This window comes from Niveibacterium sp. 24ML (assembly GCF_026586805.1).
Taxonomy (GTDB): Bacteria; Pseudomonadota; Gammaproteobacteria; order Burkholderiales; family Rhodocyclaceae; genus Niveibacterium.
In genome coordinates, this window is sequence record NZ_JAPFHA010000007.1 from 79,860 (window position 1) to 94,290 (window position 14,431).

At 60.7% G+C, this 14,431-nt stretch carries 14 protein-coding genes; 10 read left to right on the top strand and 4 right to left on the bottom strand.

Features of this window, described 5'->3' with window-relative positions:
- Positions 1-92 precede the first annotated feature (92 nt).
- Positions 93-1,382 (top strand): phosphopyruvate hydratase, encoded by a 1,290-nt coding sequence (gene eno, locus OPU71_RS08190; RefSeq protein ID WP_267727161.1) that lies wholly within the window; start codon positions 93-95, stop codon positions 1,380-1,382.
- 115 nt (positions 1,383-1,497) lie between these two features.
- A complete protein-coding gene (ftsB, locus tag OPU71_RS08195; RefSeq protein WP_267727163.1) occupies positions 1,498-1,776 on the top strand; it encodes a cell division protein FtsB in 279 nt (92 codons plus the stop codon).
- 43 nt (positions 1,777-1,819) lie between these two features.
- Here the strand turns inward: ftsB and OPU71_RS08200 are convergent, their stop codons facing one another.
- Together OPU71_RS08200 and OPU71_RS08205 are read right to left on the bottom strand one after the other, a co-directional pair.
- The gene (locus OPU71_RS08200) at positions 1,820-2,368 is read right to left on the bottom strand and encodes a cob(I)yrinic acid a,c-diamide adenosyltransferase (RefSeq protein ID WP_267727164.1); all 549 of its coding nucleotides are present in this window, start codon (positions 2,366-2,368) and stop codon (positions 1,820-1,822) included.
- 324 nt (positions 2,369-2,692) lie between these two features.
- Complete coding sequence (locus OPU71_RS08205; RefSeq protein WP_267727165.1) at positions 2,693-2,929, bottom strand: glycine radical domain-containing protein; 237 nt, start codon at positions 2,927-2,929, stop codon at positions 2,693-2,695.
- Positions 2,930-3,327: 398 nt separating this feature from the next.
- On the opposite strand from OPU71_RS08205, the gene OPU71_RS08210 reads away from it, so the two are divergent.
- The 5 genes from OPU71_RS08210 (at position 3,328) to OPU71_RS08230 (ending at position 8,909) form a co-directional block, all read left to right on the top strand.
- Complete coding sequence (locus OPU71_RS08210) at positions 3,328-4,833, top strand: FAD-linked oxidase C-terminal domain-containing protein (protein WP_267727167.1); 1,506 nt, start codon at positions 3,328-3,330, stop codon at positions 4,831-4,833.
- Positions 4,833-5,906 carry a glycolate oxidase subunit GlcE gene (gene glcE, locus OPU71_RS08215; RefSeq protein ID WP_267727170.1) on the top strand — a complete coding sequence of 358 codons (1,074 nt, stop codon included), beginning with the start codon at positions 4,833-4,835 and terminating at the stop codon, positions 5,904-5,906. The genes OPU71_RS08210 and glcE overlap by 1 nt, the downstream gene beginning before the upstream one ends.
- Positions 5,907-5,912: 6 nt before the next feature.
- The gene (glcF, locus tag OPU71_RS08220; RefSeq protein WP_267727172.1) at positions 5,913-7,166 is read left to right on the top strand and encodes a glycolate oxidase subunit GlcF; all 1,254 of its coding nucleotides are present in this window, start codon (positions 5,913-5,915) and stop codon (positions 7,164-7,166) included.
- 43 nt (positions 7,167-7,209) lie between these two features.
- Entirely contained in the window at positions 7,210-8,070 is an 861-nt protein-coding gene (locus OPU71_RS08225; RefSeq protein ID WP_267727174.1) for an HDOD domain-containing protein, read from the top strand.
- A gap of 89 nt (positions 8,071-8,159) precedes the next feature.
- Positions 8,160-8,909 (top strand): PP2C family protein-serine/threonine phosphatase, encoded by a 750-nt coding sequence (locus tag OPU71_RS08230; protein ID WP_267727176.1) that lies wholly within the window; start codon positions 8,160-8,162, stop codon positions 8,907-8,909.
- Positions 8,910-8,977: 68 nt separating this feature from the next.
- Here OPU71_RS08230 and OPU71_RS08235 read toward each other — a convergent pair whose 3' ends face one another.
- Positions 8,978-10,081, bottom strand: a complete 1,104-nt coding sequence (locus OPU71_RS08235) for a trypsin-like serine protease (protein ID WP_267727178.1) — start codon at positions 10,079-10,081, stop codon at positions 8,978-8,980.
- A 165-nt stretch (positions 10,082-10,246) separates the two neighbouring features.
- Positions 10,247-11,353, bottom strand: a complete 1,107-nt coding sequence (corA, locus tag OPU71_RS08240; protein WP_267727180.1) for a magnesium/cobalt transporter CorA — start codon at positions 11,351-11,353, stop codon at positions 10,247-10,249.
- 236 nt (positions 11,354-11,589) lie between these two features.
- On the opposite strand from corA, the gene OPU71_RS08245 reads away from it, so the two are divergent.
- Genes OPU71_RS08245 through OPU71_RS08255 form a run of 3 tightly spaced genes read left to right on the top strand, consistent with a single transcriptional unit; the run spans position 11,590 to position 14,399 of the window.
- A complete protein-coding gene (locus tag OPU71_RS08245; protein ID WP_267727183.1) occupies positions 11,590-12,711 on the top strand; it encodes an NAD(P) transhydrogenase subunit alpha in 1,122 nt (373 codons plus the stop codon).
- A 12-nt stretch (positions 12,712-12,723) separates the two neighbouring features.
- On the top strand, positions 12,724-13,026 hold the full coding sequence (locus tag OPU71_RS08250) for an NAD(P) transhydrogenase subunit alpha (RefSeq protein WP_267727185.1): 303 nt from the start codon (positions 12,724-12,726) through the stop codon (positions 13,024-13,026).
- On the top strand, positions 13,023-14,399 hold the full coding sequence (locus OPU71_RS08255) for an NAD(P)(+) transhydrogenase (Re/Si-specific) subunit beta (RefSeq protein WP_267727187.1): 1,377 nt from the start codon (positions 13,023-13,025) through the stop codon (positions 14,397-14,399). The genes OPU71_RS08250 and OPU71_RS08255 overlap by 4 nt, the downstream gene beginning before the upstream one ends.
- Positions 14,400-14,431: the final 32 nt, after the last annotated feature.

The following is a 14,431-nucleotide window of genomic DNA, read 5'->3' on the forward strand; positions in this document are numbered from 1 at the left end:
GCCTTCGGGTGCTGCACCGTCGGCTTGCTGGCGGATGACAGGGATGCCGCCCCCATAGGCGGCACAGTCTTGATAGAGAAAAGGAAAAACCCATGAGTGCTATCGTTGATGTAGTCGCCCGCGAAATTCTGGACTCCCGCGGCAACCCCACCGTTGAAGCAGATGTGCTGCTCGAATCCGGCGTGATGGGCCGTGCCGCAGTGCCGTCCGGCGCATCGACTGGTTCGCGCGAAGCGATCGAACTGCGTGATGGTGATGCCGCTCGTTACCTCGGCAAGGGTGTGCAGAAGGCTGTCGACAACGTCAACACCGAAATCTGCGAAGCACTCGTGGGCCTCGACGCCGAAGAGCAAGCCTTCATCGACAAGACGATGATCGACCTCGACGGTACCGAAAACAAGTCGCGCCTGGGCGCCAATGCAATGCTGGCCGTGTCCATGGCCGTTGCCCGTGCAGCCGCTGAAGAAGCCGGTCTGCCGCTGTATCGTTACTTCGGTGGTTCGGGTGGCATGAGCCTGCCGGTCCCGATGATGAACATCATCAACGGTGGCGCACACGCTAACAACAGCCTCGACTTCCAAGAATGCATGATCCTGCCGGTTGGCGCACCGACCTTCAAGGAAGCGCTGCGTTACGGTGCTGAGGTCTTCCACAACCTGAGCAAGATCCTCCACAAGAAGGGCTACCCCACCACCGTGGGTGACGAAGGTGGCTTTGCCCCGAACGTCTCGGGTGCCAAGGAAGCGCTGGAGCTGATCGTCGAAGCGATCGAGAAGGCTGGCTATGTGCCGGGCAAGGACATCCTGCTGGGTCTGGACTGCGCTGCGTCCGAGTACTACAAGAATGGCAAGTACGAGATGGAAGGCGAGAAGCTGTCGCTGACCTCTGCCCAGAAGGTCGACTTCCTGGCAACTCTGGTTGATACCTTCCCGATCATCTCGATCGAAGACGGCATGGCCGAGCAAGATTGGGACGGCTGGAAGCTGCTGACCGATCGCCTGGGCAAGAAGATTCAACTGGTGGGTGACGACCTGTTCGTGACCAACACCAAGATCCTGAAAGAAGGCATCGACAAGGGCATCTGCAACTCGATCCTGATCAAGGTGAACCAGATCGGCACCCTGACCGAGACCTTCGCTGCCGTCGAAATGGCCAAGCGCGCTGGCTACACCGCTGTGATCTCGCACCGTTCGGGCGAAACCGAAGATTCGACCATTGCTGACATCGCCGTCGGCCTGAACGCAGGTCAAATCAAGACCGGTTCGCTGTCGCGTTCGGATCGCGTTGCCAAGTACAACCAGATCCTCCGTATCGAGGAAGACCTGGGCGACATCGCGTTCTACCCGGGCCGCAGCGCGTTCTACAACCTGCGCAACATCTGATCGCCTGCCGGCGCAAGCCGGTTTTGTGATACCGGAAAGGGCCGCTCTGCGGCCCTTTCTTGTTGATATTCCGATAGAATTTGCGCCTCATCAGTTGGTTTCTGATTGGTTTTGCATGAAGTGGCCCGCCCTGATTCTTGTCGTACTGCTCTCGGTGTTGCAGTACCCGCTATGGTTCGGCAAGGGTGGCTGGACGCGTGTGCGTGAACTTGACCAGCAAGTGCAGGCACAACGTGACAACAACGCAAAACTCGAAGCCAGAAATGCCGGGCTTGAAGCAGAGGTCCGTGATCTCAAGAATGGCTATGAAGCGATTGAGGAGCGGGCGCGCTACGATCTCGGCCTGGTTAAGCCAAATGAGACCTACGTGCAGCTTCCTCAACCGAAACAATAAAGGCCGCAATCGCGGCCTTTATTTTTTGGTGCGTCCGCCGGCTTCAGCCACTCGTCCGTTTCCACAGCACATCGCTGCCACCCCCGCAGCGGTTTAGGTGACGTCCGAGCACGAACAGCAGGTCAGAGAGGCGATTCAGGTACTGCTGCACAGGCGCGTTGACGGTCTCTGAGCTTGCGAGACTGACGATTGCCCGCTCCGCACGCCGCGCCACGGTGCGAGCGAGGTGCGCAAGGGCCGCCGCGCGTGAGCCGCCGGGAAGAATGAACTCTTTCAAGGGCGGCAGGGATTCGTTGTACTTCGCTAGCGCCTCGTCCAGCCGCAAGACGTGTGCCTCTTTCACCATGGTGTAACCGGGGATGCAGACCTCGCCGCCGAGGTCGAAAAGGTCGTGCTGGATGTGGCCCAGCAGATCACGAACATCTTCTGGCAAGGGTTCCGTGAGCAGGACTCCGAGCATTGAATTGAGTTCGTCCACTTCACCTAGCGCATGAATGCGTGGGCAATTCTTAGGCACGCGAGTGCCATCGCCAAGGCCGGTGCTGCCATCGTCACCGGTGCGGGTGGCGATGCGCGAGAGGCGGTTTCCCATGGGGTTCTTTCAGTCAGTCGGGTTGCGGATTATAGGGTTTGAGCTTTGCGTCGACGCACACTGTGCTGATTTCGGCAGCTTTCTCATGCGACCCTGACTTGACCGGGATTCATTCGTCTCGGTTCCCGCGATTGTGTGCAATTGGCGCGAATGCGGGGAAGCGCCCGGCTCGGGCTACGGGAGGCAAAGCCCGCGACCTTGCATCGCAGGCTGAACGCACTTCGACGATCGCCCGATTCGCGCGGGGCTCGTCGGTGCCCGCGTCGGGAGATTCGGATGCAGGCGTGGATCTGCGTTGCGCAGATCCCGCCGGAGTGCAATCGCTTAGTGCGAGTGGAACGTGCGGTTGATGACGTCCAACTGCTGTTCGCGGGTCAGCTTGGTGAAGTTCACCGCATAGCCAGACACGCGGATCGTCAGCTGCGGATAGTTCTCGGGGTTTTCCATTGCGTCGAGCAGCATGTCGCGATTGAGCACGTTGATGTTCACATGGAAGCCATCGCAGCCAAAGTAGGCGTCAAGCATCCCGACGAGGTTTTGTACTTGTTCGGTCGAAGCCATGAGTGTCTCCAATTCATTGTCGAAGGGTGCTGCGGGTAGCCCTAGAAGCAGCATGGATATTGTGGCTGATGAAATGTCGTTGCGCAATAAGAAATACGATTCCGTTGATTGAAATCAGAAGTGACGACGCAACGCGCCCAGCGCTTACGCTGAAACGTCCGATTGGGCACGCGTTGGGCACGGTCTATGATTTTGAAGCGATGCATGATGCAAGCAACAACGATGATTTGCGACGCTTGCTACGTATCCTCGTCAAACGGCATGTCGGGTCGCTTGCCTTGGCTTGGTAGCGGCCCTACGGCCTTCTCGGGTTTGGCGCAAGCGGAACACAGAGCATTGGACTTCGCGCTGCGGGATCAGGGCGCCGCGCAGTCTCAGTTTGATATTGGAGCCGTCAAATGACTGATTCTTTGCCTGGTTTTGCGCTGCAGGATCAGGCGTTTGAGGTGGTCGATCGCGTTGCCTTGATCGAGGCGCTCTCACAGATCCTGCGCGAAGGATGCTTGCTGACCGAGCTTGAAGACTTGCGCCCCTGGGAGTGCGACGGACTTGCCGCGATGCGGGAAACGCCTTCGTTGGTCGCGCTGCCGGAAACCGAGGCGCAAGTGATTGCGGTCCTCCGCGTTTGCAGCCGCCTGGGGGTGCCCGTGGTGGCGCGGGGGGCAGGCACCAGCCTGTCGGGTGGGGCGATGCCGCATCGCCATGGCGTGCTCTTGGCCATGGCCAAGTTCCGCCAGATCCTGCGTGTCGACCCCGTTGCGCGGATCGCGGTTGTCCAGCCCGGTGTCCGAAACAAGGCGATCTCGGAGGCGGCGCTCCAGCACGGCTTGTACTACGCGCCGGATCCGAGCTCGCAGATTGCCTGCACGATAGGCGGCAACGTTGCTGAAAACGCGGGCGGTGTGCACTGCCTGAAGTACGGCCTGACCGTGCATAACGTCATGCGGGTGCGCGGCATCACGATCGATGGCGAGGTGCTCGAATGCGGCAGCCATGCGCTTGACGGGCCCGGATTCGATCTGCTGGCGCTGGTCAATGGTTCAGAGGGCATGCTGCTGGTGATCACCGAAGTGTCGGTGCGTTTGTTGCCCATACCGCAACAGGCTCGCTGCGTGCTGGCGGCGTTCGGATCGGTGGTGCAGGCGGGGGAGGCGGTTGCTGCGATTATTGCCGAAGGCATCATTCCGGCGGGCCTTGAGATGATGGACCAGCCTGCTACGGCGGCGGTGGAAGCCTTCGTGCATGCTGGCTATCCGCTCGACGCTGCGGCGATCCTGCTGGTGGAGTGCGATGGCAGCCCGGAGGAAGTTGCCGAGGAGCTTGCGCGGGTGCAATCCGTTCTTGAGCGCGCAGGGGCCGCAGCGGTACGTGTTTCGCGCAATGAGGAGGAGCGCCTGCGTTTCTGGGCGGGGCGAAAGGCTGCATTTCCCGCCGCCGGGCGGCTGGCGCCGGACTACTACTGTATGGATGGCACGATTCCGCGCCGGCGTCTGGGTGAAATGCTCACCGCGATTGCGGAAATGGAGCGCAAGTACGCGCTCAGGTGCATGAACGTCTTTCATGCCGGTGATGGAAACCTGCATCCGCTCATCTTGTTCGATTCGGCCGCGCCGGGTGAGCAAGCGCGCGCCGAGGCATTCGGCACTGAAATTCTTGAGCGTTCAGTTGCGCTGGGCGGCTCGATCACCGGTGAGCATGGCGTGGGGGTGGAAAAAATTGCGCAGATGTGCGTGCAGTTTGGTGACGCTGAGATCCGCATGTTCCATCGCATCAAGGCTGCGTTCGACCGTTCCGGCCTGTTGAACCCCGGCAAAGCGATTCCGAGTCTGCGTCGCTGTGCAGAGGGCGGACGTATGCACGTGACGGGCGGCCGATTGCCTTACCCGGAACTGGAGCGATTCTGATGGGCGCTGTGACGGAAGAATTGTTGGCGGCCTGGCAGGCGCAGATTCGTGATGCCGCAGCGCGCGGCGACTGTGTCGAGATTCGTGGCGGCGGTAGCAAGGCGTTCCTCGGTGAGCCGGCGCGTGGCGCGGTGCTCGACACGCGCGCCTGGCGTGGTGTGGTGTCGTACGAACCAACAGAGTTGGTGATCACGGTGCGTGCGGGTACGCCATTGGCGGAAGTCGAGGCGGTGCTGGCCGAGCGGAATCAGATGCTTGCGTTCGAGCCGCCGCACTTTGGCAATGCGACGGTGGGCGGCATGGTGGCGGCGGGGCTCTCAGGCCCACGGCGCGCCAGCGCGGGCGCAGTGCGTGACCACGTGCTGGGGATCAGTCTCCTTGATGGGCGGGGCGAACTGCTGCGTTTCGGCGGGCAGGTCATGAAGAACGTGGCCGGCTATGACGTATCGCGCCTGATGTGCGGGGCAATGGGCTGCCTTGGCCTGCTGCTCGATGTATCCCTGAAAGTATTGCCGCGTCCGGCGCTTGAGAGGACCGTGCGGTTGTCGATGACGCTGAGCGAGGCCTTGCAGGCGATGAACCGCTGGGGGGGCGAGCCGCTACCGATCTCGGCGACCTGTTGGGTGGGCGATTCGGTCTATGTCCGGCTCTCGGGGGCTCATGCGGCCGTAGACGCCGCAGTAGCCCGCCTGAAAGGGGATGTGCTCGACGATGCTGCGCAAGCGGGTTTCTGGTTGGCGATTCGCGAACAGACCCACCCGTTCTTCTCACGCCATGCGCCGCTGTGGCGATTGTCGGTACCCAGCGTCGAAGAGCCCATTGGTCTGCCGGGCGAAGTCTTACTCGAATGGGGCGGGGCTTTGCGTTGGGTGCTATGCGAAGACGGCGCGCTCGCGCGCGAGCGCGCCAGCAAAGAGCATGGCAGCGCCATGCTGTTCCGCGCGCTGCATGGGTCGAGTTTGCAGAGGTTTGATGCCTTGTCGCCCGCGTCCCGTGCCATCCATCAACGCTTGAAGCAGGCCTTCGATCCGGCTCGCGTGTTCAATCGCGGCCGCATGTATCCCGACTGGTGACCCGCCATGCAAACGCAGCTTGCCGATTTTGTTCGCGATACGCCGGACGGCGCTGAAGCCGAAGCCATCCTGCGCAAGTGCGTGCATTGCGGTTTCTGCACCGCCACCTGCCCGACTTATCAGCTGCTGGGCGATGAATTGGATGGTCCGCGTGGGCGCATCTACCTCATCAAGCAAATGCTGGAGGGGGCGGCCGTTTCCGAACGCACGCAATTGCACCTTGATCGTTGCCTGAGTTGTCGTGCCTGTGAGACGACCTGCCCGTCCGGTGTCGAGTATGGCCGCTTGCTTGATATCGGGCGAAAGTGGGCGGAGGATCTCGCGCCGCCGCGCTCAGCCCTTGCGCAGGCGAGACGCTGGGCCTTGGCCAACCTCGTTGCGCGTCCGGCACTGTTTGCTGCGGCCTACCTGGTCGGACGGCGGCTTGCACCGATGCTCCCTGGCAGTTTGGTGGGCAAGATCGTGCCCGCTACACCCCGGGGCCATTGGCCGGCACCGCGCCACGCGCGCAAGTGCATGGTGCTGCGGGGGTGTGCGCAGCCCGCGATGCTGCCGGACCTGAATGCCGCGGCTGCGCGTCTTCTCGACCGGGTAGGGGTCTCCTTGATTGAGTTACGCAACGACGGCTGTTGCGGGGCATTGCGTTATCACCTGAACGATCAGGACGGCGGACGAGGCGATGCGGCCCGCTTGCTTAGCGCATGGTTGCCAGTCCTTGAGCGGGGGGAAGTCGAAGGGATTGTTGTCACCGCCTCGGGCTGCAGCAGTTTTATTGGCGAGTACTCGCACCTGTTCCGCGATGACGCGCCGATGCAAGAAACCGCGGCCAAGGTTGTGGGTGTTGTGCGTGATGTTTCCGAGCTGATTGCACAGTACAGCAGCGAACTCGCTGCGGTGCTTCGTCCTCCCTCCAGCCAAAGGGCGATGCGCCTGGCCTTTCAATCCCCATGCAGCCTGCAGCACAGTTTGCGCATCCAGGGTGTGGTCGAGCGTCTGCTGAAGACGGCGGGCTACGAATTGGTGCCGGTTGCTGACGCGCATCTTTGCTGTGGATCGGCGGGTGCCTATTCGGTGCTGCAACCCGAAATCTCGGCGCAGCTTCGCGACAACAAGCTCGCGGCACTGACCGCCGCAGATCCGGTGGGGATCGCAAGTGCGAATGTCGGCTGTATTGCACACCTGGGCGGCCGGACACGGCTGCCGGTGAGGCACTGGGTGGAATGGCTCGCAGACCTGCTTCCCGATCATTCGGCAGGCTGATGCTGGGCTCAAGTTGTGCTTTTCCATGCCGTAAAAACGCAGGATGAGTGCAACCTCTACACAGGTACCGGCCGACGACGAACCAGAGGCACTTCTGGCGCGCGGCATCAAGCTGCCGCCCCAGCCAGCAGCCTTGCTCGCCCTGCAACGCCTGGCTGAATCGCTCGAGCCAGACATGCGTGAGGTGGCGGAGGTGATCTCGCGTGATCCTGCAATGACTGCGGGCCTTTATCGAATGGCCAGATCCCCACTTTTTGCGCGACGGAATCCACCGCAAACGGTGGAGCAGGTAGTGTTGATGATGGGTGTGCCGCGTACCTTGGTGCTCGCGCAAGCCATGTGTATGCAAGGCGCAATGCCCGGCAATGCAAAGGTTCTGGCGCGTTTCTGGGCTCGCTCGACCGCAATTGCGCAATTGGCAATGTTGATTGCCGAACGGCAGCCTGGGGCGCGCCGGATCGCGAGCGAGCAGGCCTACCTGGCAGGCATGTTCCATGACTGCGGTGTGCCAATCCTGATGCAGCGATTTCCTGCCTACTGCAATCGCACGGGTTTGGACGGGGTGGCGAACAAGTGGGCCGACATCCAGACCGAGGATCGACTGTTCTCATCAGATCACGCCGTTATCGGTTTCTTGCTCGCCAAGCATTGGCGCCTTCCGGATTTTGTTGCAAAGGCGGTACGCTATCACCATGAAGGTGGTCGCGCCCTAGGTCGGCCCGTCGATGGCTTGATTGCGGTGCTGCAACTCGCAATGCATCTCTACGCGCTTGAAATGAGCATGTCTGAGGGTGAGGCGTGCTTTGATGAAGCCGAGGTCTGTAGCACGCTTGAGATCAGTTCCAATGAGTTGGCAGATCTCAGCGAGCAAGTCCTTGAAGACTTTCATGACCTTGAACACTAAAAGCCCCTAAATAGGGGATTGCAGCACTATGCCATCCTGATGAGCGCAGCTAGAATGTAATTGAGAAAAACAACGATTGTGACAAAACTGTGGTGTTAACCATTGATACGGTAGTCGCGATGCACCAGGGCGACCGCAAGGAGCAGCAAGACCGCGTGGGTCTGTTCCCTCACCCTTCGCGGCCCGGCATGTTGCTTGCGGTGCTTGCCGATGGCATGGGCGGGCACAGCGGTGGCGCCATGGCGGCCGAGCAAGTGCTCTTGAAGGCCAAGCAGAACTTTGAGGCGTATGCGCCTGGATCTGATTCGCCCGAGGTTTTGCTTCGCGAGATCATCGAAGAAGCCCATGTCGTCATCAAGCTGACACGCTTCACCAGCGAGCAGGACCCTCATAGCACTGCATGCGTGCTTTTGATGCAACCCGGCAAGGTACATTGGGCGCATTGCGGTGATTCGCGGATCTACCATTTCCGCGACGGTGCTGTTGGCTTGCGCAGCAACGATCACTCGTTGGTGGCTGAATTGGTGCGAACTGGTCAGATTTCCGAAGCCGACGCCGAGACCTACCCGCATCGCAACCTCTTGCTCTCCTGCCTTGGCGCTGATCGAGAGCCGAAGATCGAAATCTGCAGCGTTGACGGACTCAAGGCCGGTGACGGATTCCTGCTGTGTTCAGACGGCCTTTGGGGCCACTGCACCGATCAGGAGCTTGCTCAATCGGTTTGCAATGAGCCAGCGCGACAGGCTGCGCGTGGTTTGATTGATACCGCACGTTCGCGTGGCAGGGGCACGGGCGACAACATCTCCATGGCGATCATCCGCCTTGTTGAAGCCCCCTGATTTGCAATCGTGCTACCCAAAAACAACGCCCCTTTTCAGGGGCGTTGTTGCATTGCTAGGTAGCGCTCTCAAGCACGGCGGCGGCGACGTGCGCCGATCAAGCCGGCCAGGCCCAGTGCGGCCAATCCGAGTGACCCGGGCTCCGGTACGGCCGTTGCATCAATCCAGTCAAGATAGGAATTGAGCAGGATGCCGCCCATGACGTCGCCAAAACCACCTCTCGGCGAGTATCCCTGGGCCCACCCGAAGGTGTTGGTTGCTGCCAGTTGGTATTCGCCGTTAATCATGACAAAGGACGGGCCGCCAGAGTCACCCTCACCGTTGTTGGCTTCAATCTCATTTCCAAGGCTTTCACCGCAGATAGTCACCCCAAACTCTCCGGCGAAGGACGACGTCGAATCGCACATTGAGTCGACCTTGGTGCCGTTAGCCAACGTGCCATCGAAGTCCGCATACCAGACTTCTTTCGGGCTTGCGCCGCTGAAGTTGGCTTCGTCATCGGTCTGCGCGAAGTCGAACACGTTCTTGCCGCTGCGCTTGACGCGGAATGCCGGGCTGACGTTGTAACCGTTCAGGCCGTCACCACTGGTGCCGTAGCCAACCATCGTGAAGACGGAGCCTTCACTGACCTGGCCGCGGAAAAGGTTGTAGGTCTTCGCTACGTCCGGCGCAGGGGAAGACAGGCGGATGATTGCGACGTCGTCGTTCACGCAGAAGCCACCGACCCCGGCCGGGCATTTGCCAAAGCCGGCGTAGTCGTGATGCATGTCTACCTTGTTGGCGGTAATGATTGCACGGCCTGCGCTGCCCGGCTCGCTGGTTGCGTTGAAGACCACACGCACATCATTGCCTGGCTTGTTGATGTCAACAACCGCTCCCTTGCCGTTCGTATCCACGCAGTGTCCGGCCGAGACAGCGTGCCAGCGGCTGATCATGGCGCCCGAGCAGATATAGCTCTGACCGTCATAGCGGATGTTGATGCTGACTACGCCTGAAAACGGCGAAGTCGGGACGTTTGCATCAATGCGGGCGGCGGGTGTGTCCGGCGCGGCGCCAGAGGTAATCAACGGGGTGATGCTCGGTGCTATCGCCATCGGGACTGCGTAGGCCATCGAGGCGGCGGTAGCGAATCCGATTGCTGCAATTGCGCGAAACAGCTTGTGTGAAGTCATTCTGTTGAGCTCCTGTTGTCGGGTTGGGCATGCCTTGTGGGCACGCGTACGTGCTACGCATAAAGCGCGCCAACTCAGGATTCAGTGTGTGACTTGTTTCACATCAATAACTTATGCGAATTGTTACGAACACCGTAATAACTATGTAAAAAACTCCGACGCTTGCTAGGCGCTCTGTAACCATTGCCGACGCCAGAAGATCAGGCCCATGGCGCTCGCAATCGTCAGCATGAGGCCAAGCGCGATCCAGAACCCGTTTGACTGCGCAAGCAGCGGCATTTGCAGGAAATTCATTCCGAAGATGCCGCTGATCAGCGTGGCGGGCATGAAAAGCATCGAGACCACGGTGAGCGCGCGCACTTCGGTATTGAGCCTCTGGCTCGCAAGGGACAAGTGCTGGTCGAGCAGATCGCCGCTTGCGTCACGCAGGGCGTCGAGCGACTCGACTACCTGCACGATGTGATCGTAGACGTCACGCAGATAGACGTCAGTGCTGCGCCGGACAAAACGTTCGTCGGCGCGTTGCAGGCCAGCGATGACTTCGCGCAAGGGCCATACGGTGCGACGCAACTCCCTGGTATCGTGCTTGAGGCGATTGATACCCGCGATCAGGTTGCCGCCGCGTACCAGGTTCATTTGGTCCTCAACCTGATCGATCTGATTGCCGAGCGAGTCCAGAACCTTGAAATAGCGGTCTACGATTGCGTCGAGCAGGGAGTACGCGAGGTAGTCCGGCCCATGGGCGCGCGCAGGGCAACTGGCTTCGCGCAGGCGTTCGCGGATCGGATCAAACAATCCGCCGGGCTGCTCCTGAAAGGTCAGGACGAAGTTCTCGCCCAGGACGATGCTGACCTGATCCGATACAAGCTCGCCGGTTTCGGCGATCGTGCGCCAGGCTCGTGCGACAAAGAAAACGTAGTTCGAATAGACGTCGAGTTTGGGCCGCTGGTGGGTGTTGAGCACGTCTTCCAAGGTGAGGGCATGCAGCCCGAAGCGCTGACCGATCTCGCTCATGACCTCCGCCGACTGCAGGCCATAGACGTTCAGCCACAGCACCTTGCGCTGCGGCTGATAGGCTCGAGATTCAGCGACAGATACGAACCTGCGCTCCGATAGCCCAACTTCGTCGAACTCGAAGAGTGTGATCGCCGGTTGCGCGGTTTTGATGTCGCCGATGTGGATCAGTGCTCCCGGTGGCTGGCCGATCTTTCGGGCGTAGTCGGGCCGCTTCTTTCGATGCGGTCGTTGAACTGGCTTGGGTTTGATGGCCATGATTTGTTCCGGTTTGATCCAACTCATCTGAGCGCGCGGTCGGGTGCTGTTGCGCTTCTCAGATTGTGCCGCCAATCAGTATCATGCCTGCTCGTCGTTGTCGCGGCACTCCCCCCATGCCAGACGCGTCCGAATACGGATGCGTTTTGTCGTGCGCGGCGAGCAGTCTCCCGGCAACCTCATGCGCCTAGCGCGCTTTTGCCCCGATTTGGGGCGGTTTCTGACCAGGAGGCTTCATGGCACTGACGATCGGCGTAGTGGCCGAACGTGTCACCGGTGAACGGCGCGTCGCGCTTGTTCCCGACGTGGCAAAGCGATTCAGGGCGCTCGGAGTCGAGCTTATCGTTCAACGTGGCGCATCGGACGCCGCCTGCATCGCTGAAAGCGACTTTGCGGAAGTTCGCTGGGTCGATACGGTCGATGAAGTACTGGCGGCCGACATGGTGCTGGCAATCCAGCCGCCATCGGAAGAACTGCTCGGCAAGCTCAAACCCGGTGCGGTGCTGGTTGCAGGTTTGCAACCGTACCAGAGCGCCGATCGTGCGCGTTTTCTTGCAGAGCGGAAGATCACGTCGTTTGCGATGGAACTGCTGCCGCGCATCTCGCGTGCGCAAAGCATGGACATCCTTTCGTCACAGGCGGCTTGTTCGGGCTACCAATGCGTGCTGATCGCCGCCAGCCACTGCACGAAGTTCTTCCCGATGCTCACCTACGCGGCCGGCACGATTCGTCCGGCCAAAGTGCTGGTGATCGGTGCTGGCGTTGCAGGCCTGCAGGCCATCGCAACCGCGCGCCGCATGGGGGCGATGGTTGAAGCCTACGACGTGCGTCCGGAAACCAAGGAGCAGATCGAGTCGCTTGGCGCCAAGTTTGTCGATACGGGCGTTTCTGCTGCCGGCACCGGCGGCTACGCACGTGAGCTGACCGATGATGAAAAGCGCCAGCAGGCCGAGCGCCTGGGCAAGGCCGTCGCTCAGTGCGATGCATTGATCACGACCGCTGCGATTCCTGGCAAGCAGGCACCGCAGATCATCAGCGCCGACATGGTCGCCAAGATGAAGACCGGCGCCGTGGTGGTCGATATGGCTGCGGAATCGGGCGGTAACGTTGCTGGCACCGTTGCAGGTGAGGCGGTTCGTGTTGGTCCGGCCCTGATCGTCGGCCCGACCAATCTGCCCAGCCGCATGGCCGTGCATTCGTCGGAAATGTTCGCCAAGAACCTCTTCAATTTTGTCTCGCCGATGATCAAGGATGCGGCGCTGGCAATTGACTGGAGCGACGAGGTGATCGCCGGTACTTGTCTCACGCACGACGGCGCGGTGCGCCACGAGGGCGTGAAAAAGATTCTCGGACTCTAAGGGAGCGCCACGATGGAAGGCTTCTCGGCAATTTACATTTTCATGCTGGCCGCGTTTACCGGCTACGAAGTCATCGCGCGCGTGCCGGTGATTCTGCATACCCCGCTGATGTCGGGGTCAAACTTCGTGCACGGCGTGGTGCTGGTGGGTGCGATGGTGGCGCTCGGCAATGCTGACCCGAACGATCCGCTGCAACTGGCGATCGGTTTCGTGGCCGTCGTGCTGGGTGCAGCCAATGCTGCGGGTGGTTATGTGGTCACCGAACGCATGCTTGCAATGTTCAAGCGCGATGACCGCAAGGAGGCCGCCAAATGATGGCGAAGTGGCTGATTGATATCTCGTACTTTGTCGTCGCGGTGCTCTTCATCCTCGGCCTCAAGGCGATGGCTTCGCCGGTATCGGCACGCAAGGGCATCCTGTGGGCGGGCGCCGGCATGGTGCTCGCCACCGTGGTGACCTTTCTGACCCCTGGCATGCAGAACTTTGCCTACATCATCGTCGCGCTGGCGCTTGGCGGCGGGGTGGCGTGGTGGTCGGGCAAGATCGTCAAGATGACCGACATGCCGCAGATGGTTGCCATCTACAACGGCATGGGCGGTGGTGCGGCGGCAGCGATCGCGGCGCTTGAGTTCTCGCGCGGCCACGTCACCGGTCCGGTGGTGACTACGTTGGCAACGCTCGGTGCCCTGATTGGCGCGGTGTCGTTTTCGGGATCGTGCATCGCCTGGGCAAAGCTTCAGGGGGTGATGCAGAAAGCCCACCGTCTGCCGGCGCAGAACATGGTTAACCTTGTTCTTGCTGTGGTTACGATTGGCTTTGGGGTGGTGATCGTCGTGGGCGGGCATCCGTCTCCGATGCACATCATTGCCTTCTTCGTCCTTGCGCTGGTACTCGGAGCCGTCCTGACGCTGCCGATCGGCGGTGCCGACATGCCGGTGGTGATCTCGTTGTTCAACGCTTTCACCGGCCTGGCAGTGGGTTTTGAGGGCTACGTGCTGGGCAACCCGGCGCTGATCATCGCCGGTATCGTGGTCGGTGCGGCAGGTACGCTGCTGACCCAGCTGATGGCCAAGGCCATGAACCGCCCGCTCACCAACATCCTGTTCCAGCCGATCACCGGCGAAGCGCAGGCAGGTGGTGCGATCGCGGGTTCGATGAAGGAAGTGTCGGGCCTTGATGCCGCTGCGATGATGCGCTATGCGCAGAAGGTGATCGTTGTGCCGGGTTACGGCATGGCAGTGGCCGGTGCGCAGCACAAGGTGTGGGAGATGGCCCAGCTGCTTGAGAAGGAAGGCGTCGAGGTGAAGTTCGCGATTCACCCGGTTGCCGGCCGCATGCCGGGCCACATGAACGTGCTGCTGGCTGAAGCGGGTGTGCCTTACGACAAGATCTTCGACCTTGAAGAGATCAACGCCGAGTTCCCGCTCGCAGACGTTGCACTGGTGATTGGTGCGAACGACGTGGTGAACCCGGTGGCGCGTACCGACAAGTCGAGCCCGATCTACGGCATGCCGATTCTGGATGCCGACAAGGCGCAGAACGTGATCGTGATCAAGCGCGGCAAGGGTGCAGGCTACTCCGGGATCGAAAACGCGCTTTTCTACGAGGACAACTGCCGCATGCTCTACGGCAGTGCCCAGCAGGCAATCGCCGACGTGATCACCAACGTCAAGTCGATGGCCAGCTGATCAGGCTTCGGCAGAATGAAAAGAGGCGCCCG